The sequence below is a fragment of the Chryseobacterium taeanense genome, from assembly GCF_900099685.1.
GTDB lineage: Bacteria > Bacteroidota > Bacteroidia > Flavobacteriales > Weeksellaceae > Chryseobacterium > Chryseobacterium taeanense.
In genome coordinates this window covers 227,239-250,245 of sequence record NZ_FNDW01000002.1, presented here as the reverse complement: position 1 = coordinate 250,245, position 23,007 = coordinate 227,239, and the positions used below count along the sequence as shown (strand labels likewise).

At 34.8% G+C, this 23,007-nt stretch carries 21 protein-coding genes; 13 read left to right on the top strand and 8 right to left on the bottom strand.

Features of this window, described 5'->3' with window-relative positions; translation table 11 throughout:
- Nucleotides 1-6: 6 nt before the first annotated feature.
- A complete protein-coding gene (locus BLR30_RS04150) occupies nucleotides 7-2,907 on the bottom strand; it encodes a SusC/RagA family TonB-linked outer membrane protein (RefSeq protein WP_089855202.1) in 2,901 nt (966 codons plus the stop codon).
- Between the two features lie 159 nt (nucleotides 2,908-3,066).
- On the opposite strand from BLR30_RS04150, the gene BLR30_RS04145 reads away from it, so the two are divergent.
- The 3 genes from BLR30_RS04145 to BLR30_RS04135 all read left to right on the top strand — a co-directional run bounded on the left by BLR30_RS04145 (nucleotide 3,067) and on the right by BLR30_RS04135 (nucleotide 6,385).
- Nucleotides 3,067-4,278: an MFS transporter gene (locus BLR30_RS04145; protein ID WP_394332365.1), complete on the top strand. Its 1,212-nt coding sequence runs from the start codon at nucleotides 3,067-3,069 to the stop codon at nucleotides 4,276-4,278.
- Nucleotides 4,279-4,294: 16 nt separating this feature from the next.
- The gene (locus BLR30_RS04140) at nucleotides 4,295-5,086 is read left to right on the top strand and encodes an NUDIX hydrolase (RefSeq protein WP_089855906.1); all 792 of its coding nucleotides are present in this window, start codon (nucleotides 4,295-4,297) and stop codon (nucleotides 5,084-5,086) included.
- A 120-nt stretch (nucleotides 5,087-5,206) separates the two neighbouring features.
- The gene (locus BLR30_RS04135) at nucleotides 5,207-6,385 is read left to right on the top strand and encodes an acyl-CoA dehydrogenase family protein (RefSeq protein WP_089855193.1); all 1,179 of its coding nucleotides are present in this window, start codon (nucleotides 5,207-5,209) and stop codon (nucleotides 6,383-6,385) included.
- A gap of 98 nt (nucleotides 6,386-6,483) precedes the next feature.
- On the opposite strand, the gene BLR30_RS04130 is transcribed toward BLR30_RS04135, so the two are convergent.
- Genes BLR30_RS04130 through rsmG form a run of 4 tightly spaced genes read right to left on the bottom strand, consistent with a single transcriptional unit; the run spans nucleotide 6,484 to nucleotide 10,815 of the window.
- Nucleotides 6,484-9,177, bottom strand: a complete 2,694-nt coding sequence (locus BLR30_RS04130; protein ID WP_089855190.1) for a PD-(D/E)XK nuclease family protein — start codon at nucleotides 9,175-9,177, stop codon at nucleotides 6,484-6,486.
- Nucleotides 9,174-9,710: a DUF922 domain-containing protein gene (locus BLR30_RS04125; RefSeq protein WP_089855186.1), complete on the bottom strand. Its 537-nt coding sequence runs from the start codon at nucleotides 9,708-9,710 to the stop codon at nucleotides 9,174-9,176. The genes BLR30_RS04130 and BLR30_RS04125 overlap by 4 nt, the downstream gene beginning before the upstream one ends.
- Nucleotides 9,711-9,713: 3 nt before the next feature.
- Nucleotides 9,714-10,121 carry a hypothetical protein gene (locus tag BLR30_RS04120; protein WP_089855183.1) on the bottom strand — a complete coding sequence of 136 codons (408 nt, stop codon included), beginning with the start codon at nucleotides 10,119-10,121 and terminating at the stop codon, nucleotides 9,714-9,716.
- 58 nt (nucleotides 10,122-10,179) lie between these two features.
- Nucleotides 10,180-10,815 carry a 16S rRNA (guanine(527)-N(7))-methyltransferase RsmG gene (gene rsmG, locus BLR30_RS04115; protein ID WP_089855180.1) on the bottom strand — a complete coding sequence of 212 codons (636 nt, stop codon included), beginning with the start codon at nucleotides 10,813-10,815 and terminating at the stop codon, nucleotides 10,180-10,182.
- Nucleotides 10,816-11,020: 205 nt separating this feature from the next.
- Here rsmG and BLR30_RS04110 point away from each other — a divergent pair, with 205 nt between their 5' ends.
- From BLR30_RS04110 to BLR30_RS17825, 7 genes are all read left to right on the top strand, one after another.
- Nucleotides 11,021-12,214 (top strand): pyridoxal phosphate-dependent aminotransferase, encoded by a 1,194-nt coding sequence (locus tag BLR30_RS04110; RefSeq protein WP_089855177.1) that lies wholly within the window; start codon nucleotides 11,021-11,023, stop codon nucleotides 12,212-12,214.
- 22 nt (nucleotides 12,215-12,236) lie between these two features.
- Complete coding sequence (locus tag BLR30_RS04105) at nucleotides 12,237-15,176, top strand: M16 family metallopeptidase (RefSeq protein WP_089855174.1); 2,940 nt, start codon at nucleotides 12,237-12,239, stop codon at nucleotides 15,174-15,176.
- A gap of 149 nt (nucleotides 15,177-15,325) precedes the next feature.
- On the top strand, nucleotides 15,326-15,958 hold the full coding sequence (locus BLR30_RS04100; protein ID WP_089855172.1) for a peroxiredoxin: 633 nt from the start codon (nucleotides 15,326-15,328) through the stop codon (nucleotides 15,956-15,958).
- Between the two features lie 106 nt (nucleotides 15,959-16,064).
- Nucleotides 16,065-16,370, top strand: a complete 306-nt coding sequence (locus BLR30_RS04095; protein WP_089855169.1) for a thioredoxin family protein — start codon at nucleotides 16,065-16,067, stop codon at nucleotides 16,368-16,370.
- Nucleotides 16,370-16,618, top strand: coding sequence for a DUF6952 family protein (locus BLR30_RS04090; protein WP_089855166.1), 249 nt, complete (start codon nucleotides 16,370-16,372; stop codon nucleotides 16,616-16,618). The genes BLR30_RS04095 and BLR30_RS04090 overlap by 1 nt, the downstream gene beginning before the upstream one ends.
- Before the next feature lie 135 nt (nucleotides 16,619-16,753).
- Nucleotides 16,754-17,326 carry an IS1/IS1595 family N-terminal zinc-binding domain-containing protein gene (locus BLR30_RS17830; RefSeq protein ID WP_449390416.1) on the top strand — a complete coding sequence of 191 codons (573 nt, stop codon included), beginning with the start codon at nucleotides 16,754-16,756 and terminating at the stop codon, nucleotides 17,324-17,326.
- Between the two features lie 30 nt (nucleotides 17,327-17,356).
- Complete coding sequence (locus tag BLR30_RS17825; protein WP_228400705.1) at nucleotides 17,357-17,722, top strand: hypothetical protein; 366 nt, start codon at nucleotides 17,357-17,359, stop codon at nucleotides 17,720-17,722.
- A gap of 353 nt (nucleotides 17,723-18,075) precedes the next feature.
- Here BLR30_RS17825 and BLR30_RS04080 read toward each other — a convergent pair whose 3' ends face one another.
- The 3 genes from BLR30_RS04080 to BLR30_RS04070 are packed head-to-tail and all read right to left on the bottom strand — an operon-like array spanning nucleotide 18,076 to nucleotide 20,337.
- Nucleotides 18,076-18,762, bottom strand: coding sequence for a Bax inhibitor-1/YccA family protein (locus BLR30_RS04080; RefSeq protein WP_089855904.1), 687 nt, complete (start codon nucleotides 18,760-18,762; stop codon nucleotides 18,076-18,078).
- Between the two features lie 57 nt (nucleotides 18,763-18,819).
- Entirely contained in the window at nucleotides 18,820-19,266 is a 447-nt protein-coding gene (locus tag BLR30_RS04075; protein ID WP_139164585.1) for a peptidylprolyl isomerase, read from the bottom strand.
- A gap of 36 nt (nucleotides 19,267-19,302) precedes the next feature.
- A complete protein-coding gene (locus BLR30_RS04070) occupies nucleotides 19,303-20,337 on the bottom strand; it encodes an acyl-CoA reductase (protein ID WP_089855160.1) in 1,035 nt (344 codons plus the stop codon).
- A gap of 59 nt (nucleotides 20,338-20,396) precedes the next feature.
- Here BLR30_RS04070 and BLR30_RS04065 point away from each other — a divergent pair, with 59 nt between their 5' ends.
- The 3 genes from BLR30_RS04065 to BLR30_RS04055 all read left to right on the top strand — a co-directional run bounded on the left by BLR30_RS04065 (nucleotide 20,397) and on the right by BLR30_RS04055 (nucleotide 23,004).
- On the top strand, nucleotides 20,397-20,747 hold the full coding sequence (locus BLR30_RS04065; protein WP_089855157.1) for a 4Fe-4S binding protein: 351 nt from the start codon (nucleotides 20,397-20,399) through the stop codon (nucleotides 20,745-20,747).
- A gap of 118 nt (nucleotides 20,748-20,865) precedes the next feature.
- Nucleotides 20,866-21,930: a 3-phosphoserine/phosphohydroxythreonine transaminase gene (serC, locus tag BLR30_RS04060; RefSeq protein ID WP_089855154.1), complete on the top strand. Its 1,065-nt coding sequence runs from the start codon at nucleotides 20,866-20,868 to the stop codon at nucleotides 21,928-21,930.
- A gap of 111 nt (nucleotides 21,931-22,041) precedes the next feature.
- Nucleotides 22,042-23,004: a D-2-hydroxyacid dehydrogenase gene (locus tag BLR30_RS04055; protein ID WP_089855151.1), complete on the top strand. Its 963-nt coding sequence runs from the start codon at nucleotides 22,042-22,044 to the stop codon at nucleotides 23,002-23,004.
- Nucleotides 23,005-23,007: the final 3 nt, after the last annotated feature.

Below are 23,007 nucleotides of genomic sequence, written 5' to 3'. Positions count from 1 at the left end.
CTAAAATTAGAAAGTTATATTAGCTCCCAACATAAAAGTTCTTGCTTGTGGATAAAATGCTCTGTCTATTCCAAAAGAATCTCCAGCTGCAATTTCCGGGTCGTACCCGGTATATTTTGTAAAAGTAACCAGGTTTTCAGCAGTGATATAAAAGCGTAGTTTGTTAACTCCAAAATTTTGGGTAACATCTTGTGGAAGCGTATAGCCTAACTGAATCAATTTAATTCTAAAGTAGTCTCCTTTTTGTAGATACCAGTCAGATAACCTTGAATAATTTTTGTTTCCGTCTGCCCTTGTTAATCTTGGATTTTCGTTAGTAGAACCTTCTCCCGTCCACCTGTCTAAGATTTTAGTTTGATAATTAGCATCTAACATATCTAGTCTTCTTAAACCTTGGAAGATTTTATTTCCTCCAGCACCTTGTCCAAATACCATAAAATCCCAGTTTTTATAGCTTAAGTTTAGTGTAGCTCCGAAATTATATTTAGGAATTGAACTTCCCAAATTCACTTTATCTAAATCATCAATCACACCATCACCATTAGAGTCTGCCCAGATAAAATCCCCCGGTTTTGCATCTGTTTGAAGCATTTGCCCCTTAGAATTTACATAAGCATTAATCTGCGCTTGATTTTGGAAAACACCCAAAGTTTTAAAGCCATAGAAAGAATTATAAGAATCACCTACTACGATTCTCTGTATTGGTCCCATAGATTGGAAGCCAGCTCCATCCAAGTACTTCGTTCCTTGCTCAAGTGATAAAACTTCGTTTTTATTGTAAGCAAAATTAGTATTTACAGAAAATGTGAAATCATTCCATGTTTTTTTATAGCCTAATTCTACTTCTATCCCCTTATTGCTCATATCTCCAATATTGGCTATATAAGATCCTGTAACTCCTACATAACCCGGAATTTGAACAGGTCGTAGAATATCTGATGTTTTTTTGTCATAAACATCAACCGTTAAAGTAAAATTTTTGAAAAGTCTTAAATCTGCTGCAATATTGGTTTGTGTTGTCGTTTCCCATTTCAAATCTTTATTTTCCAGACCATTTTGCAAATACCCAATTAATACACCTCCTGATCCACTAGTATAGTTGGCTCCAGAAATATAGAATTTTGAAAATTTATAAGCTTCAATACCATCATTTCCTAAAGTTCCGTAACCTCCACGAAATTTTAAACTATTTATAACATTATTTTCCGGCCAGAAGTTTTCTTTATCTACATTCCACCCTAAAGAGAATGATGGGAATATCCCCCAATGATTATCTGCTCCGAACAATGATGATCCATCATATCTTAAGGTTCCTGTAAATAAGTATTTATTTTTAAAATCATAAATTAAACGCCCAAAATAAGAAGCTTTATTCCATTCCTGATTATCCCACGCTGAGGAAGTTTGGTTGGCCAAAGGAACTTCGAAGTTAAAAGATGCATCTTCATAATTACTGATTGGTAGCCCTTTATGTGTAACACTTTGCCCATCTCCAATATTGTAATCATAGTATCCTGTTCCTAAAAGCACATTCAAGCTGTGATCTCCAAATTTATTTTGATAATTCAACGTGTTTTCAAAACTCCATTCAAATTTGTTTTGAGTAGTGCGGCTCAAACTGTTTAGAAGTAAATTGCTGTACGTAGCACTTAAATAGAAAAGTGGAGTGAAATTTTGGTTTCCCCAATATGCTTTTTTACCATTTAGTGAAGATTTAAACGTAAAATGATCTAAAAATTTCACTTCCGCAAAAACATTGCCAATAAAATCGTCTGACCAGTTAGAGTTTCCTAACTGTGTATATCTAAAAGCTCTTGGATTAGACATTTCCTGATTTACATAAGGTGAAATTCCATATGGATTTCCATTTTCATCTCTTACAATATGCTCATTGGTATATAAGGCAGGATTTACCTGTGACCAATCTGTTACGACAACAGGGGTAATAGGATCCAAATTCACGGCAGAGCTTAACGGACCGCCAAACTCACCATTAGCATTAATCCCCTGATTTTTTTGATGGGTATACGCAAAAGTTTGTCCTACAGTCAACCAGTCCGTCACTTTATGAGTTGAATTTAAACGCCCTGTTAATCTTTTATAATAAGAAATATCACTCATTACAATACCTGTCTGATCGTAATATCCAAATGAAGCAAAATAAGTAGATTTTTCGTTTCCACCTTGTATACTGATCTCATGGTTCTGTCTTTCTCCTGTTCCGAAAATTTCATCCTGCCAATCAGTTCCTTTTCCAAACGATGCAGGATTTTGAAATCTTATAGCTTGTCCGTCATTTGCAAAACCTTCATTGATAACGGTAGCATATTCTGTAGCATCAAGAAGATCTAATTTTCTCGCAGCATTACTCACCCCGAAGAAACCGTTGTAGGATAAACTAAGTTTTCCCCTTTTACCTTTTTTAGTAGTTACCAAAATAACCCCTCGTGCTGCGGAAACTCCATAAATAGCAGAAGAAGCACCATCTTTCAAAACTTCAATGCTTTCAATATCACTTTGGCTTAACCAACCGATACCATCAACTACGATACCATCAACTACCCAAAGTGGATCATTGTTTGATGAATAACTGGTAACACCTCTTACCCTAATAGTTGCGTTTGATCCAGGTTGTCCCGAATTCGAAATAACATTGACACCGGCAGCTCTACCTTGTAATACCTGTTCCGGTTTTCCGGCTGGTATCGCTTCGATGTCACTGGCTTTAATACTTGAAATAGCTCCCGTCACATTACTCTTCTTCTGAGTACCGTAGCCGATCATTACCACTTCCTCGATTTTTTGCTCTTTCGGAAGGGTGTCACTCTTTGTGTTCTGGGCATTGAAGTTTGCAGTAAAATAAAGTACTGCAACCATACCCAAACTTCTAGATATTCTTACATTCATATACAGTTAGTTTTTTAATTCTCAAATTGAGACAATAAAAATATATTTTTTTTCTTTTATTTAACATTTTATTAATAATTATTTTAATTTTTCGTTTATTTTTGGGGGTTTAAAGGCATATTTTTTATCTTTATAACGGCTATTTTTCCTCAAAATTTAATGATAAGAGTCCCCGAAATGACAACCAAACTTTCAAAAATATCACTTCCCCTAAAACTTACTTTTCTTATTTTCTCAATGGTCTTAAATTGCATGGGCATTGTAATCCTTCAACTTTCGGAGGCAAAAATCACTTATGAAAAGCTTGGTTTTTTAGAATCATTTAAGGATATTCCGATTGCATTTATTTCACTTTTTGCGGTGAATTTTATTAGCAGATTCGGAACAAAAAAATCACTAATTCTGGCTTTAACAATTGTTGGGATTTGTTCACTTATTTTACCATTCGTTAAAGTTTTCTGGTTTTACAAATTATGGTTTGCTATTATCGGAACGTGTTTCGCCATAGGGAAAATTTGTGTTTTTGGAATTATCAGAAATAATATTTCCGACGAAAAAGCATTGGCAAAAACCATGAATAGTGTAGAAGCCTCTTTCATGATAGGAATTTTCGTTGTGAATATAGGTTTTGGATGGCTGATCTCAAGCCAATTCTCTGAATTCTGGAAATTTGGATTTCTATCAATTACAGTTTTGTCGGCAATAACAATTTTTCTGTTCTCAAAGCTTGTCATTTCAGAACCGGTAAAAAATAATGATGAAAATATTTTAAAAGATTTATCAATTCTTTTTAATCCTTTGTTAATCATTTTTTTAGCCATCATTTTCTCAATTGTTTTTGTAGAACAAAGTTTCAATTCATGGTTACCTTCTTTTTATAAAAATCATTTAAAGGTTAATTCATTTTTTGCATTGCAGGCATCTTCATTTTTAGCCCTATTTTCATATGTTGGAAGAACAATTACAGCAAACGTGATTCATCGGTTTTCATTATCGAAATACTATATATTCTGTCTGTCGCTCATTGTATTGGCGTTGGCGATCATCATTGGAATTCAGTTTTTTGATACCGACGACTCCAAATCACTGTTGTTTTTATTCCCGGTGATCGGTTTATTTCTGTCGCCACTTTACCCTGTCATCAATTCAAAAATGATTGCCAAGATTGATAAGGCAAAAGCAAACCTTTTTACATCACTTATTGTTATTTTCTCTTCACTGGGCAGTTCTGTAAGTTCAATTCTTATGGCAATCATATTCGGAAAACAACTTTTAAGTTTTTATCCAGTCTACATTTTATGTGCTGTTATTGTGATGTTTACAATAAGTTTAATTTATTTTAAATTTGCCGATAAAAAATTTAGAAAATAATTTTATTTTTACTGCCATGAAAATCAATACCGATAAAAATAAGGGAACACTACAGGAACTCATTGATACAAAAGACTTTGTAGCGCACGTATCTGTTGACTGCACCATATTTGGTTTTCATGACAATATCCTGAAAGTTCTGCTTTTAAAGTACCATGACCTGAATTTATGGTCTCTTCCGGGAGGTTTTGTATTCAACGATGAAGATCTGCGTGAAGCTGCCGCACGCGTTTTATACGAAAGAACCCATCTTAAAGATATTTTTCTTAAGCAGTTTCATACTTTTGGAAGAATTGACAGAACAGAAAATAATGTTCACCAGATTCTACTAAAAAATAAAGGCATTGAAGTTCCCAAAGATCACTGGATATTTCAGCGATTCATTACAGTGGGATACTGTAGTCTCATCGATTTTTCAATTGCCAATACTTTTCCTGATGCTTTTAATGAAACCTGTGAATGGGTTGAAGTCAACAAATTACCGAATATGGCTTTCGATCACGACAGAATTATTGAAACCGGTTTGGAGTATTTGAGAATGAACATCAATACAGAAGTTGCAGCCAGTAATCTTCTTCCGGAAAAATTTACAATGAAAGACCTTCAGTGTCTCTACGAGACGATTTTAGGAGAAAAATTCAGGAGAAATAATTTTCAGCGCAAAATATTAAGCTTAAATATTTTAGACAGACTAGAAAAACTGTATGACGGATCTGCCAATAAAGCGCCGTACTTATATAAGTTTAAAAACAGAATGTACAATCCAACCAATCAATACCCTATTTCAAGCGAAGACAATGAAAACTGATTTTGTTGTTTTGTCTTTTAGATTTTATTTAAAATATTAGAAATCAGCAGATAAAAAGACATTCAAAAAAATTTCTCTGAAATACTTTAAAAGTCTTATTTTTAGAAAAATTAAAATATAATGTCATATTATTCCCTTACAAGCATTCCCGATTATTACGGGATTGATTCCTTACTCACCGAAGAACATAAACTTATCCGTCAGTCTGTAAGAGATTGGGTAGAAAGTTTTGTGATGCCACAGATAGATCATGCAGCACAAAACCATACCGATATTCCTAATTTAATGAAAGAATTAGGACAGATCGGAGCTTTAGGTCCTTATATTCCTGTTGAATACGGAGGCTCAGGGCTGGATCAGATCTCTTACGGACTCATCATGCAGGAACTGGAAAGAGGTGATTCTGCAGTTCGTTCTGCCGCTTCTGTACAGAGTTCTCTGGTAATGTTTCCTATCAATGAATTTGGTTCTGAAGAACAGAAAAGAAAATACTTACCGAAACTCGCTGCCGGAGAAATGATCGGATCTTTTGGCTTAACTGAACCTAACCACGGATCAGATCCCGGATCTATGGAAACCAATTTCAAGGATATGGGAGATCATTATCTTCTGAATGGTGCCAAAATGTGGATTACAAACTCTCCGCTTTGCGATATTGCGGTAGTTTGGGCTAAAAATGAGGAAGGAAAAGTTCAGGGATTAATTGTTGAAAGAGGGATGGATGGTTTTACCACTCCTGAAACTCATAACAAATGGAGCTTAAGAGCCTCAAAAACAGGAGAATTGGTATTTAATGATGTGAAAGTTCCTAAGGAAAATCTGCTTCCTGGTGTTACAGGATTAAAAGGACCTTTATCTTGTTTAAATTCAGCCAGATACGGAATTTCTTGGGGAGTAATCGGAGCTGCAATTGACTGTTATTGCACTGCGGTTCAATATGCTAAAGAAAGAAAGCAATTCGGAAAACCGATCGGATCTTATCAACTTCAACAGAAAAAACTGGCAGAATTTTTAACTGAAATCACTAAAGCTCAATTACTTTGCTTACAGTTAGGTAACCTTAAAAATGCACATAAAGCAACACCTGCGCAAATTTCTATGGCTAAAAGGAACAATGTGAAAATGGCGATTGATATTGCGAGAGAATCTCGTCAAATCCTTGGTGGAATGGGAATTATGGGTGAATTCCCGATGATGCGCCACGCTGCAAACCTTGAATCTGTGATTACTTACGAAGGAACACACGATGTTCATTTATTGATTACCGGTTTAGATATTACCGGAATAAACGCATTTTAATATAAAATAATGGTGATTTCGAGAACGTTAATTGCCATTTAAATATATATGTGTATGAAAAAATTACAGAAAAGTGGCTTTGGAAACTTAGCCACTTTTTAATTGGAATATACTTTAATCTCTTCAATAAAATTAATATCAGGATTAAGGATTTCCTCAATCAGACTTTTGATAGATTTCATAGCATCCTCGATATTTCCTTTTTCAAATTGTAAAGAAACAACGCCTTTTTTTGCCTCTGCAAAGCTCCATATTCCCGTCTCAACAGGCATACCCCAGAATTCAGGGAGATTTTCCACAACATATTGGTAAATACAAAGCTGTAATGCCTGTTTTCTATCGTTATTATGAAAATATTCGTCGATTTTATCTTCGTCAATCTTTACAATAAGATTCTTTATTTTGGCCGTTTTATAATCTATGATTCTCAGCGTTCCGTTTAATCTGTCGATTCTATCAATAAAACCAAAAAAGGAGATTTTATCATTTTCATTAAGATAAAAATCAACATTTTCAAAACGTTTTTCGATATCAATAATTTCCAGTGTATTTCCATTTTTCACAAGTTCAAGGTCACGATTAAGGATGGTTTCTATTACTTTTTTAGCAATTGCTTTATGTATAAAATTCATTCCTTTTTCGTAAAACTCAGGCTGGTGTTTCAACTTCTCAATAGCTATATTTATATATTGATCTATAGCTTTAATTGAATTTTTTAAATCATTTTCTTTTAATATTTTACCTTTTAAAACTTCATACACTTCTTGAAGTGAAAAGTGAACAAGGTTTCCATAATTTTTCACTGACAATTCTTCTTCAATTTCATCTGCTTCAGAGGTATTCAGAATTTTGGAAAGATAAAAATCAATTGGATTGTAGAGATAGCTTGTAAGATGAGAAGCAGAAACTTTTGATTTCCATTTTTCAAGTCTTTCTAAAACGATTTCTGTTTTTTTAATTTCTATAGGTTGAGTAATAATTGGCTCAGACGAATTTTCAATAATCAAATGCTCAATCTGATGTGAGCTTTCCATCTCGATCTGGGTGATAAACCTGCTTTTTTCGCCCGTATTAACTCCTGAACTCAACGCATTGAATAATAAATGAACATTCTTTGAATCCTGAATTAATCGATAAAAATGGTATGCATAAATACTGTCGTTTTCCAGAAAAGTATGAAGATCAAAGAATTTTCTTACATCAAAAGGAATATACGTATTCTGTGAATTTCCAAGAGGAAGTTTACCTTCATTTACCGAAAGTAAAATAACATTTTTAAAATTCAGCAACCTTGTTTCCAAGAGTCCCATAATTTGTAGGCCTCTCAACGGTTCTCCCTGAAAATCGATACTTTCGGAATTAATATGTTGATTAATAAGAATCTCCAGTGTTTCCATTTTGATCTCAAACCGATACGGAGCCAGCTGGTTTTTAATAATCCTGAATGCATTTTCAAAGTGAGATACATTTTCATATTGAATATCATCGATTTCGAGCCATTTTATCTGTCTGCAAAACGCAATCAGGGCATCAAGATATTCGCCGGTAGAATTAGCTTTCTGAAGCAGATTAAAGTAAGAAAGATTCGACAAAAGCTCATTCATAAGCTTTTTAGAGATGTAAACTATATTTCTTTCTTCAATATTGGTTTTAAAATTATTGATAATCAACTCATCTTCAGTAGATTTCGGAAGTTCTTCAAGAATTGGAAAAATGTCGCGATAATAATAAGACGATTTATTTTTCTCCAATTGTTTCTGAAGATAAAAAAGTTGCTTAACCGCATTTGAAAAGGACAGATTCTTTAGGGGAAATCCCATCGTAATGTTTAGATTCTGAACACCATACATTACGTCTAAGCTTGCAGGCAGAAGATTTTCATCCAATAAAACCACAGCGGTATCAGAATAAGTTTTATCATCTATTTCTTTGAAAATTTCCGGTAAAATTTTGGTTTGGGTGATATTTCCTGAAACTTCGTAAACTTTTATATTTTTAGGCTGATTAAAATCATCTTCAATCCAATTAAAAACCCTGCTATCATTGAATTCTTTCCATGTTTTATGATTTCTGAGGAATTTTCCGGCCTCTTGTCTTTCATCGTCAAAATAATAATGATCTGCCTGAAAAAAACACTGTCCTTTATTCCATTGCAATAGATTTCTTACCAGTTTTTCTTCTACAGGCGTAAAAGCATTAAAGCCGCAAAAAACGAACTGTTCTTCAGTATTTTTGGCAAAATCATTAAGCTTAGCTTTCGCTTTTTCATGAATCATTCCGGAAGTTGCCCAGTTTTTTTCCTGCAGTTTCTGCTTCAATACAGGAAGGAAAACATTCATATTTTTCCAGAAATTAAGAAATTTTTTCCTGGGAACATCATCGTCTTCCCCAAGATTTTGTGCCCAGTCTTTTATCCTTTCTTCATCAAACATATAATGAAGAACTGCCTGATCGCTTTCTGAGAATTTCATCATATCGTCCCAGTCTTTCTGAAGCGTGGGAAACCATTTCAGGAAGTCTGAAAAATCATCATTAGGAATCAAATTAAGGCTTTTATAGACATCAAAGGAAAAGAGCCATAAAGAAATACCATCAATAAGCTGTTTATCAGCAATACGGTTGATTAATTCTTCAATGGTAAAAAAATTCGGAAGAAATCCGGAGTATTCTTTTTCTTTCAGAATTTCACGGATAAATACAACAGGTCTTTTTCCGGGTAAAATAATGTTAAACTCAGATAAATCAGGATTTTGCGCGAGCAATTCATTAACGACTTTGTTTAGAAATTTCAAGACGATGTATAGCTTTTATAATTTTCCAATTCTTCAGCAATAATACGATTATATTCCGACTGTTTATCTTCCAGCATCCCGTTTCTCGTTTCACCGTCATATTTCCTCTGAAAGTCCTGATATTCATTAAGAATTCTGTTATAAATTGTTTTAAAATATTTATCAAAATCTGACGAGGTCTTTATTTTCTCCGAAATCTCTTTGCGAAGTTTTCTTGCATATACTTCAGCCACATCAAAATGCTTCTGCTCGTGAAGAAGCACATAATCATTGATTCTTTTTACGTCTTTCCAGGATTTATCTTCATTAAAAACGGTACGGATTTCAATTTTTACCGGCACTTTCGGATTCGAGGATTTTACATAAGAATATATCCAGCCACAGTTTGTATAAGCTACAACATTATCACCCCGCTGATTATTTATTTTGCTTTTAAAGTTACTCCAGTTTAACTTCACATTTTCTGACCAGTATATCTTCTGACCGAATACTGCATTGGAAATCAGAAAACAGGCTAAAAAAATCCATTTCATTTTCTATTGAACTACAATTGTCCTGGTGATCCAGTTATTGCCACCATTCCAAAATTTAAAAGTATATGTACCAACCTGTTGCGGACTAAAATTAATTTGATTGGCCGATGTATAAGTTGACTGTGTACAAGGTCCGCTGGTGGTATATTTGTAGGCCGTAACTGTTCTTATTAAATTGTCACTGTGCACATAATCATATCCGTAAAATCCCTCACAATGAGATGAATAAGTTGAATATGTTTTAATACTCTGAACACTGAATACGTCCATGGTATCATTAATAACCTTCACACTGTCGATTTTTATTTTTTCAACAGATTCTATCGTATCATAATTGTCGTTATCGTCACAAGAAATAAAAAATAATCCTAAAAAAAATAAAGAAAAACCAAAGTGGAGAAAATTTTTCATAGCTACAAATTTTTGATTATCATTATATTTTCATCAAATAATATTCTTTAATGCTAAATTAAGAATTAAAATTGCCTTTTGATACATAAACCACTTTTTTTGTATCAAAAAATTCTTCATCAAAATAACTTTTAAGGTTAAAAATTTCACATTTGAGTCCGGCAAGCTCCTCTGCAAGATCTCCACCTTTTAAATATAAAATACCGTTATGCTTAGGGTTAAACTGTTCTTTTTCAAATTTACCTTTCAGCCATTTCAAAAATTCCGGCATTTGTGTCACCGCGCGGCTCACCACAAAATGAAATTTTTCTTTCAGCTTTTCCGCTCTTCCATGAATTGCTGTTATATTTTTCAATCCAACACCCTCAGAGACAGCATTTACCACAGTTATTTTCTTTCCGATAGAATCAATAAGCGTGAATTCTGTTTCAGGAAATAAAATAGCTAAAGGAATTCCCGGAAAACCACCGCCGGTTCCGATATCTAAAACCTTGGTTCCTGGAGCAAACTCCATCACTTTGGCAATTCCCAGAGAGTGCAGAATATGCTTTTCATAGAGAGATTCCATATCCTTTCTCGAAATCACATTAATTTTTTCGTTCCAATCTTTATACAGATCTTCCAGTTTATTAAACTGTTCGAGCTGTTTTTCAGTAAGATCCGGAAAGTATTTTAGTAGTAACGTTGTAGACATATGAAATATTATAAAACGCAAAAGTAAGTTTTTATTTCAATTTTTGAAGTATAAAGCCTGAAGATCGAACCTAAAAAGACGTACAGACTTCATCAACAAAAAATATTCGTACTCTTCAGCTTTTAAGTTTTTATTAAAAATAACGTTCTCCCGGGATTTCTCAAAGACTTGTTTTTTCATATATTTGTTAAAATTTGAAAATTACATGGAGAAACTTTCAGACAGAGTAAATAGACTTGGTTACTCGCAGACTTTTGTAATGTCGAATAAGGCTAGAGAAATGAAGGCCAACGGGATAGATGTCATTAGTCTTACCTTGGGCGAACCTGATTTTGATGTTCCTGATAATATTAAGCAGGCTGCTTTTGACGCTATTAATGAGAACTACAGTCACTACTCTCCTGTCCCGGGATTCCTGGAACTTCGTCAGGCAATTGCCCACAAACTAAAAAGAGACAATAATTTAGAGTATAAACCTTCACAGATCTGTGTTTCCAACGGTGCAAAACAGGCTATTATAAATGTTCTGGCAGCACTTCTGAATGACGGAGATGAAGTAATTCTTCCGAATCCTTACTGGGTAAGTTATGATGAAATGGTAAAAATGATGGGGGGAGTTTCCGTGATGCTTCCGACTTCGTATGTAACTGATTTTAAGATTACGGCAGAACAGTTGGAAAATGCTATTACCGATAAAACCAAAGCAGTATTATTCAGTTCACCGTGTAACCCTTCTGGCGGATATTACACATATGATGAATTAAAATCCCTGGCTAAAGTTATTGCCAAATATCCTCACGTAACGGTAATTTCTGACGAGATTTACGAATACATCAACTATGAAACAAAAACAACTTCAATTGCGCAGTTTCCTGAAATTTATGAACAGACAGCCGTAATCAATGGGATGTCTAAAGCTTTTGCAATGACAGGATGGAGAATAGGTTATTCTGCATGCCCGGAATGGCTGGCCAAGGCCTGCGAAAAAGTTCAGGGACAAATGACAAGCGGTGCCAATACGGTAGCGCAAAGAGCTTCTATAGTTGCTTTACAGGCTGACCCTTCAGAATATAAATACATGATTGATGCTTTCAAAACAAGAAGAGATCTGGTGTATGATTTAATCAAAGAAGTTCCGGGCTTCAAGGTATTGTTACCAAAAGCAGCTTTCTATTTCTTTCCTGATGTATCGCATTATATCGGCAAAACCCTGAATGGAACAGAAATTAAAGATTCTGATGATTTCGCCATGTTCTTACTCGAAAATGCCCATGTCGGATGTGTAGGCGGTGTATCTTTCGGAAGTCCAGAATGCATCAGATTTTCATATGCTGCTTCGGAAGAAGAATTAAAAGAAGCAATGAGAAGAATCAAAAATCTTTTAGATCAATTTAACTAAATAAAAAAACACCTATTTACCAATGAACTTTTTAAAGAGAATCACAATTGTAACATCCATCGCTGCTGCAAGTTACTGCGGATATGCTTATGGACAAGATTTCCAGTGGAAAGAAGCAAAATCAAACGGATACACTTATAAGTATGTAACCAATGATCCTACTTCTGCAAGATATTATACGTTAAAAAATGGTTTAACTGTAATTTTAAGTCCTACAAAAAAAGATCCGAGAATTCAGGTTTTCATTGCTACCAAAGCTGGAAGTAAAACCGATCCGGCAGATCACACAGGTCTGGCTCACTATCTTGAGCATATGCTTTTTAAAGGTACAGACAAGTTTGGTTCTAAAGACTGGGCAAAAGAAAAGCCTCTTCTGGATCAGATTGATGCTCTTTATGAAAAATACAATTCAACGAAGGACGAAGCCAAAAGAAAAGAAATTTATAAGGAAATCGATAAAGTTTCCGGTGAGGCTGCAAAATATGCCATTGCCAACGAATACGACAAAATGATGGCGGGAATGGGTGCTGACGGAACAAATGCCTTCACATCCTACGAACAGACGGTTTATACAGAAGACATTCCGGCTAATGTAACGGATAAGTTTCTGGCGGTTCAGGCAGAAAGATTCAGAGAACCTATTTTAAGGCTTTTCCATACCGAGCTTGAAGCAGTTTATGAAGAAAAAAACAGAGGTTTGGATAACGATGGAAGAAAAGTTTACGAAGCAATGTTTGCGGCCATTTTCCCGAATAACAATTACGGAAAGCAAACTACGATCGGGACGATTGAGCATCTGAAAAACCCTTCGTTAAAAGCCATTCGTGAATATTATAGTAATTATTATGTTCCTAACAACATGGGAATCATCATGTCCGGAGATTTTAATCCCGATGAAATGATTGCCAAAATCGATAAGGCATTCTCTTATATGAAGCCTAAAACAGTTCCTGAGTACAAAGTAGGTCAGGAAACCCCAATCACAGCGCCAATTACAAGAGAAGTTTACGGCCCTAATCCTGAAAACATCATGATCGGATTCAGATTTCCGGGCGCTACAACGAAGGATGCAAGAATGCTGAACTTTATAGGAAGCATGCTGACTAATGGACAGGCCGGTTTAATCGACCTTGATCTTATAAAAAAACAGAAATTATTAGCAGCTTATGCATATCCGTATGTACTGAAAGATTACTCTGTTCTTTTGCTACAGGGAAATCCGATAGAAGGTCAGTCGCTGGATGATGTAAAAAGCCTGTTGCTTCAGGAAATCGACAAATTAAAAAAAGGGGAATTTTCTGAAGATTTAATGCAGTCCATCGTTAATAACGAAAAGAAAAATGTTATTCAGAAATATGAAAAATATACTTCAAGAGCAGAATCTCTGATGGATGAATTCACCTCAGAAGTCGATCATAAAGCTCAACTGGAGTATATTGAAGAGATTTCAAAACTGACGAAAAAAGATATCATGGATTTCGCTTCCAAATATCTTAAAGACAACAGTTATGTAGCGGTTTACAAAAGAAAAGATGAAGATAAAAACATTGTAAAAGTAGATAAACCTACCATTACGCCTGTTTCCGTGAACAGAGAAGACCAGTCGCCATTCTTGAAAAAGATCGATGAGATGCCGGAAGCTCCGATCTCACCGGTTTGGGTGAATTTTGATAAAGATATTGCTAAAAGTAAAGTAAAAAGTGTAGATGTCCTTTCTGTAAAAAATACAGATAATCAACTATTCAGATTATATTATTACTTTGATTCCGGAAAATGGAATAATAAAATACTTCCTTTTGCAGCTGAATATTTGCAGTATTTAGGAACAAAAAATAAATCTTCGGAAGACATCAGCAAAGAATTTTATAAGTTGGCTTCAAGCTTTAATGTAAGTGCAGGAAATGAAGAAACCTATATCACGCTGGAAGGTTTAAACGAAAATTTTGATAAAACTGCCGCTTTATTTGAAGATTTAATTAAAAACTGTCAGCCAGATCAGAAGGCATTGGACGCTTACAAAGCAAGAGTGAAAAAATCCAGAGCAAATGCCAAACAAAACAAAGGAGCAATTATGAGCGGTTTGAGAAGCTATGCTCTGTACGGTCCGCAGAATCCTTTCAATAACGTATTAAGTGATGCAGAATTGGATGCTTTAAAAGCAGAAGATTTGGTGAATATGCTTCATGATTTATTCAATTTTAAACATAAAATACTTCACTACGGGCCAAAATCTGCAAATGAAGTCGCTTCATCTTTAACATTGATTCATAAAGTTCCGAATTCGCTGAAAGAAATGCCGAAATCCAAAACTTTCACGCAGATTGCTACCGATAAAAATAAAGTTTTGTTTGCTCATTATGATATGGTTCAGGCAGAGATCTTCTGGGTAAGAAATAGCGATCCTTATAATGTGAGCATCACACCGACCGTCAATTTATTTAATAACTACTTCGGAGGCGGAATGGGTTCTGTGGTGTTCCAGACGATCAGAGAATCTAAGGCTTTAGCCTACTCTACGTATTCTTATTTTTCACTTCCAGGTAAAAAAGAAGATAAAGACATGATTATGGCGTATGTAGGAACTCAGGCAGATAAATTCAACGAATCGACTACTGCGATGAACGAGCTTTTAACAACTCTTCCAAAATCTGACCAGTTGTTTGAAACAGCGAAAAGCGGATTGAAAAAATCTATTGCTGCAGAAAGAATTACCCAGGACGGAATTATCTTCACATATCTGAGAGCACAAAAACTTGGTAATAATACAGATATTCGTAAAAATGTTTACGAGCAGGCTCCGAAACTCACTTTTGCTGATATCAATAATTTCCACGACAAGGAAATGAAAAACAAAAACTACACCTATTGCCTAGTAGCTTCACAGGATAAAGTAAGTGAAGCGGATATGCAGAAACTCGGTGAAGTAAAAAAATTAAACTTAACTGAAATATTTGGTTATTAATAAACAAAAAAGTCCTGAATTCAGGGCTTTTTTTATTTCTATCAGATCAAAAATGATTATAGATTTTATTTATCAATATCAAATTGTTCGATAGATGAAATATTTCTATATTTGCATTACAAAAAATTTAAATAAAAAAACAAGAAATTATGTCTTTAGTAGGAAAAAAATTCCCGAATGTAACCATCGACGCAATGTCTGAAATGGGTGATGATCTTAGAATCAACGTTTTTGAAGAAGCTACAGCCAATCAGCAGAAAGTTCTTTTATTCTGGTATCCAAAAGATTTCACTTTTGTTTGCCCTACTGAACTTCATGCTTTTCAGGAAGCTTTAGGAGAATTTGAAAAAAGAAACACTAAAGTTATCGGTGCTTCTTGTGACACAAATGAAGTTCATTTTGCATGGTTAAATGTTTCAAAAGATAACGGAGGTATCGAAGGAGTTACTTATCCGCTTTTGGCTGATACACACAGACAGCTTGCCAATCTTTTAGGGATTGTTGATCAGGACTTTGAATACAATGACGAAGGTGAAGAAGTTTTTACAGGTTCAAATGTAACTTACAGAGCAACTTATCTTATCGACGAAACAGGAAAAATTTTCCATGAGTCTGTAAATGATATGCCTTTGGGAAGAAACGTAAAAGAATATTTAAGATTAATTGATGCTTATACGCACGTTCAGAAACACGGTGAAGTTTGCCCTGCAAACTGGGAAGAAGGAAAAGAAGCGATGAAAGCAGACAGAAATTCTACCGCTGAATATTTAGCGAAAAATTAATATAATGTGCTAATTTGAAAATGAGATAATTTGAAAATTAATCACATGATTATTTAAAAGTTATCTCATTTTCTATTTATTAACATTTTCAAATTTTCAAATTAAAATGTACACAGAATTAACAGAAGATACGCTGCAGAATATTGTAAGCGAAAATGAAAAAGTAGTCGTACAGTATGGCGCAACATGGTGCGGAAACTGCAGAATTATGAAGCCGAAATTTAAAAAATTAGCTTCTGAAAATGAAAATATTCCTTTTCTTTATGTAGATGCAGAAAAATTACCGGAAAGCAGAAAACTGGCTAAAGTTGATAATCTGCCTACTTTCGCGATTTTCAGAAACGGCGAATTAGTAAATCAGGTTCAGAGCAATAAGGCAGAAAGTTTAACCGAATTATTTAATGAATTATAATGAAGTTACCGATTATCAGACAGTTTTATCAGAATCAGAGTCCTGAAAACTTAGAAAAAACATTGGAAGTGCTGGAAAGTTTTTGCGAGTTTAGAGGAACAACTGAGGAAGACTTAAATGTTGCCGGAGAATTAATCACCAATATCTGTGGAGCACTTGAAGTTCACGCCAACGTACAAAACGGAATGAGTGAAAAAGATGCCTTAAATTCTTTTGCTCAAAAGGTTTTAGGATCTATTGACAAGTAAAATTCAATTGAAAGATTTAAAAATTGGTTTAATAGTCAAAAATAGTTGGTAAAATTCTTTGTATTGCCGATTGTTACTGATGATATAGAAAGTTTATTGAACTTTGTTTCAATAAACTTTTTTTATGGCTGAAAAATCAAAAAAAATCGTTGTTGGAGTTGCAAAAGTCTGGATGTGATTTCCTGGGGAAAGCAAAACGGTAAGCATCGTTTTAAATGTAAAAATTGCGGCATTTATTTTACTTCCGAAAATAAATCGGTGAGCCTTAAAAACAAAGAAATTTGGTTCAAAAAATGGATTGTCGGGAAACAGACTTATGAGCAGATTTCAGCAGAATCAGGATATTCGGTAAGTACTCTTCAGCGGTATTTTAATGTGATGCTTAGCAAAGCACCAAAACTCAGTTACAGCCAGAACAAAGAGGTTTATTTGTTAATTGACGGGACTTACTTCTCCAATGAAATCTGTTTGGTGGTGTACAGAGACAATGTTTTTAAGCAAACCCAACTTTACAGAATTACTGACGGAGAGCATTACGAAGAATTGAAAGAGGATCTGGAAAACATCTTGAATTTAGGAATAAAAATTGGCGGGATAACCTGCGATGGAGACAAATCTCTACTGAAAGCTATCCGAAAAGTCTGTCCCAAAGTTCCTGTTCAGAGATGTCTGGTACATATTCAAAGGATGTGCAAAATATGGCTTTAGGCTTATCCAAAGTCTGTAGCGGGTTTTGAGTTGCGTGAAATTGTCTGCAAGATTCATTTTATTGACAATGAAATTAAAAAGCAGTATTGGATCAAAGAATTTTTGGATTGGTCTGAGAAGCATAAAGATTTTTTGAATGAAAAATCATACAGCCAGGAAACCGGAAGATATTGGTACACGCACAAGATGGTAAGAAGATGTTTTTCAGTTGTCAGAAAGGCTCTACCCAATATGTTTATCTTCCTGCAAAATCCTAAAATTCCGAAAACAACCAACGGCATAGAGTCTTTTTTCGGTCATCTGAAAGGTAATCTCAATATTCATCGGGGACTTACCAAAAGCCGGAGAAAAAAGTTTATCCAATGGTATCTTTTTTATAAAAATCTAAAGTCGTAAAAGGTTTTTTAAGCCATAGGGCTGTTCCAATAATTTGCAAAAAAAGGATGGCAAAAGCCATCCTCTAAACTATTGTTTACAGCGTTGATGGTATTGCTGATGAGTTGCTCCTCAGCATTGCTCATTTCCTCTTCCCACCAAGACCTAAATATTACGAATTATTTTTCTGAAAAACACCAACTATTTTTGACCACATTACCTAAAAATTTCAATGAATATTTAATATAAATCTTGCGAAGTTTCCCTGTAAATTTCCAAAGAAAAATCCCGATGAAAAAACATCAGGATTTTTTGGGTTTATAAAATGAATTATAAAAATCATTAATTATAGTTTATAATTCATCACTAAAAAACTAGCTTCTTCTGCTCATCAAAATGCTTAAAATATACCAGAACAAAAGCATAATCGAAGCAAACAACTGTAAAGATGCTCCAACATACTGATTGGTACTGTAAGAATCTTTCAATTTGCTTGTCTGATAAAGAATTGTTGCAGAAGCAAGAATTACCATCCCTACAGAGAACCAAAGCCCCAGATTGAATGCGAATAACATTCCTCCCACGATCAATCCAAGAGAGATAAATCCTCCGATAACAATAATATTTCTAAGGAAAGAAAAATCTCTTTTTGAAGTAAAAGCAATAAATGAAATCCCTGAAAACATTGCAATCGTAAGCATGGCCGCCTGATAAATAACTTGAGGCCCCGCATATAGTGTTGCTATTTTAACCAAGGGAAGAAAAATAACAGCTTCCAATACAACATAAAATCCTAAACCAAAATACTGGGTTGATTTATCGAGTGATAGAGACCATTTCGTCGCCAAAATAGACGCCAGCCAAAACACTCCGATAATCAGTAACCAGATGTATCTTTGAGCAAACATGGCAAAGATCAGCTGATCCGGAACTATTTGTAATAAAACAGCTTCCACTCCAATAAAGGCAAGAATTGCCAATGCAACGTGCAAATACGTTTTCTTGTAAAAGTCGGCTTTCTCTACATCGGAAGAATGCGCAACTAAAACATCTGTCATCATAGTTTTCATTTATTTATTATATTTTTATAATTATTCTTTTATTAAAATTAGTAGTCATTATTTGCTGTAATCTGGCTTTACTCCAAGAATTTTTCCATCCTCTTCAAAGATTACGGTAATGATATCTCTCGGAGGCTCCTGTTTATCATCAGCGTATTTATATTGAATCGCAGGATACGTTTCATTTTTATCCAGCTGTTGGTACCCTGACTTATAAACTTCAAATTTTCTGTCAAAGCTTATTCCTCCGACTAAATTTCTGATAATATCGTCAGACACATAATATTTTATCTTGTCAGATATAAGCATTTTGAGTTTTTCTTTATCGGAAGCTTTCAATGCATCTACAAATTTCAGGAAAAACTGATGATACAAATCAATTTTATCCTTGCTCAGTTCAGAAGTAAGTTCAATTTTCTTGCTCTCAATTACTTTTATTTTACTCTGCTGAGAAAATGCCGAGTAAAAAGCGAAAATCGTACAGATCAAAAATATTTTTTTCATATAAATCATGATTGGTTGATAGCAAGATACGAAGAATTATATTACGGATAAAAATTTCATGGTATCAACATTGTCAGCATACGTGTCTAGTCCCGGATTTTGAGCTTCACCAAGAGCTACAGAACCTAATCCAAGCTCTTTTTTTGCCACAATACACTGAATATTTTCTTCATTTTCAGCAATAAAATTCTTTACTTCATCCAAAGAAGAATATCTGCTGAAATTAATCACCGAAAGCGGACTGAAAAGCTTTTCATCTTCTTTCAGCATGACAAAATTATTATCCCAGAATTTTTCCTGATTTAAAAGATAGACAGCTCTGTTATAGTCGTAATTATTGGCGTATTTATTATGGTTAATAATATCCTGGAAATCCAGGAAACTTTCAAATAATCTGTCGATTACATAATCCTGAGGAATAAAAAGTCTCGTAACATTACGGCATCCCAATCCGAAATACCTGAAAATATCCTCTGCGAGAAGTCTCAGTTCCTCTTCGGTTTCGTCTCCTTTTAAAACAGCTATTGAAGTTCTGTTTTTTCTGATAATGTTCAGATGATTTTTAAAGTAATATTCCAGATATCTAGCGGTATTATTACTGCCTGTAGCAATAACTGCGTCAAAGTTTTCAAGCTTTTCAACAAATTCAAACTTCACATTTCCATCGGAAAATTCATTCCACTTTTTAAGAAGAAATGGGATCATGTATCGGTCTTTTGATGATAATTTAATCACCGGAATATGATTGCTTAAAATGACTGAAATCACATCATGAAATCCAACCAAAGGAATGTTACCCGCCAAAATAAGCCCTACTCTTTTTGATGTTTTTGAGATAGAATACTCTTTAAGCCAGTTATTTATATTTTGCTCCGTAAGCAGATCTGACCACTGTCTCAAAGCAAATTTCTGATTTTCAGCTGTAAACCACGGATTCTCAATTTCAGACTTTTTTATTAAAAGTTCAAAATCAACATCATTTTCATTATAATCCTCGTTTTTTTTTGCTAAAAATTCCGATATATAACGGCTAAGTTCTATAAGTCCTAAAACTTTATTTTCAATATTCATAAGTACTGTAAAATTGGGGAATATTTTGTAATTTTGTGCAAATTTAAAAAAAATTAGCGATGGCTATTAAAATAACTGATGAATGCATTAATTGCGGGGCATGCGAACCAGAATGTCCGAATAATGCAATTTATGAAGGAGCAGTAGATTGGAAAGCTTCAGAGGGTACCGAATTGAAAGGTACCGTAACATTGCCATCAGGTCTTACAGTTGATGCAGATGCACCACAGGAACCTGTAAGTGATGATGTTTATTTCATTGTAACAGATAAATGTACAGAGTGTAAAGGATTTCATGAAGAGCCTCAATGTGCCGCAGTATGTCCGGTAGACTGCTGTGTTCCGGATGAAGATCATGTAGAATCTGAAGAAACACTGCTAAATAAAAAAGCATTCTTACACGGAGAATAAAAACTGCCGTCTCATACAGCATGAGACGGTTTTTTATATACTGAAATCTGTAATTATTACCAACAACTATAAATGAGGCCGTAAGTTTATCCTACGGTCAATCAAAAAAAATAAAAATATGAGCAAAAAGCACAACTTTAGCGCAGGGCCATGTATCTTACCTCAGGAAGTTTTCGAAAAATCGGCACAGGCCATTTTAGATTTTAACGGAATCGGTTTGTCACTTCTTGAAATTTCACACAGAAGTAAAGATTTTGTGGCCGTAATGGATGAAGCCCGCGCCATCGTAAAAAGACTGATGAACTTAGGTGATGATTACGAAGTTCTATATTTAGGCGGTGGAGCAAGCTTGCAGTTTGCCATGGTTCCATACAATTTAATGAAAGTTGGTGGAAAAGCCGCTTATCTTGATACGGGAACCTGGGCTGCCGGAGCTATTAAAGAAGCAAAAAAAGTAGGAACGGTAGATGTTGTAGGATCTTCAAAAGAAGAAAATTATTCATTTATTCCTAAAGACTATAAAGTAGGTGCTGAATACGATTATTTCCACTGTACTTCCAATAATACGATTTATGGAACGCAGATGAAGTCATTCCCTGAAGTGGATACTTTAATGGTTTGCGACATGAGTTCCGATATTTTTTCAAGACAGCTTGATTTCTCAAAATTTGATTTGATCTATGCCGGAGCTCAGAAGAATATGGGACCTGCAGGAGTAACGTTGGTTGTTATTAAAAAAGAAATTCTGGGTAAAACAGGAAGAGAAAATATGTTCTCTATTCTTGATTATTCACAGCATATTGCCAAAGAATCGATGTACAACACACCACCGGTTTTCCCTGTTTATGCTTCTTTACTGACACTGCAGCATCTGGAAAACAATGGAGGAATTGCTGGTGCTGAAGCAAGAAATGAAGCCAAAGCAAAACTTCTGTATGATGAAATCGACAGTAATCCCCTATTTGAGACGTTCTGCGTAAAAGAAGACCGTTCTTTAATGAATGTTTCCTTCAAAATTACCGATGAGAGTAAAAAAGAAGAATTCGACAATGCATGGAAAGCAGCAGGTATCAGCGGACTGAACGGCCACAGAAGCCTTGGAGGATACCGCGCAAGCCTTTACAATGCCTTACCGATCGAGAGCGTTCAGGTTTTGGTAGACGTAATGAAATCTTTTAAGTAAGTAATTATTAAACCAAATTTCAGCAGATTATTGAGCATTATTATAAAATTTCTTAATTTGCGCAACTATTTAAAATTTAATCATTGAATTTTTAAATTAAATAAAAAATCCATGAAAGTTTTAGCTAACGACGGTATTTCAAAAGCAGGCGAACAGGTATTGAAAGATGCCGGGATTGAAGTTTTGGACAACAGGGTTGCTCAGGATCATGTCATTAAATTCATCAACGACAATAAGGTTGATGTTCTGCTGGTAAGAAGCGCCACTAAAGTAAGACAGGATCTTATTGATGCCTGCCCCGGGCTTAAAATCGTCGGAAGAGGCGGTATCGGAATGGACAATATTGATGTCGAATACGCTATCGAAAAAGGATTATATGTCATCAATACACCTACAGCATCATCAAAATCTGTTGCAGAGCTGGTGTTCGGACATTTCTTTTCTTTAGCCCGGTTTCTTCACGAATCCAACAGACTAATGCCGCTGGAAGGAGAAACTCATTTTGATGCCATGAAGAAATCCTTCAGCAAAGCATACGAACTTTCAGGGAAAACATTAGGGGTTATCGGCTTTGGAAGCATCGGTCAGGAAGTCGCAAAAATGGGAATTTCTCTGGGAATGAAAGTCATTGTTCTTACCAGAAAACCTCAGACAAAAGTTCTTACGCTTGAATTTTTCGACGGACAGTCGGTACAGTTTGAGATTACTTCCACCAATGATATGGATGCTTTTTTAAAAGAAGCAGACTTCATTAGCATCAATACCCCAAAAACAAATGAATATATCATAGACACGCCACAGTTTGAAAAAATGAAAGACGGAGTCTATATTGTAAATACTGCAAGAGGCGGCGTGATAAATGAAGTGGCACTCATCGATTTTATTGAATCGGGAAAAGTGGCCGGCGCTGCACTGGATGTTTTTGAAAAAGAACCCAACCCGGAAGTACTACTGCTCATGAACCCAGCCCTCTCGCTCTCACCGCACGTAGGAGGAAACACGGTGGATGCTCAGGAAAAAATCGGAGTAGAGCTTGCAGAACAGATTATCAAGATAAAAGAAACTATACAATAAAAT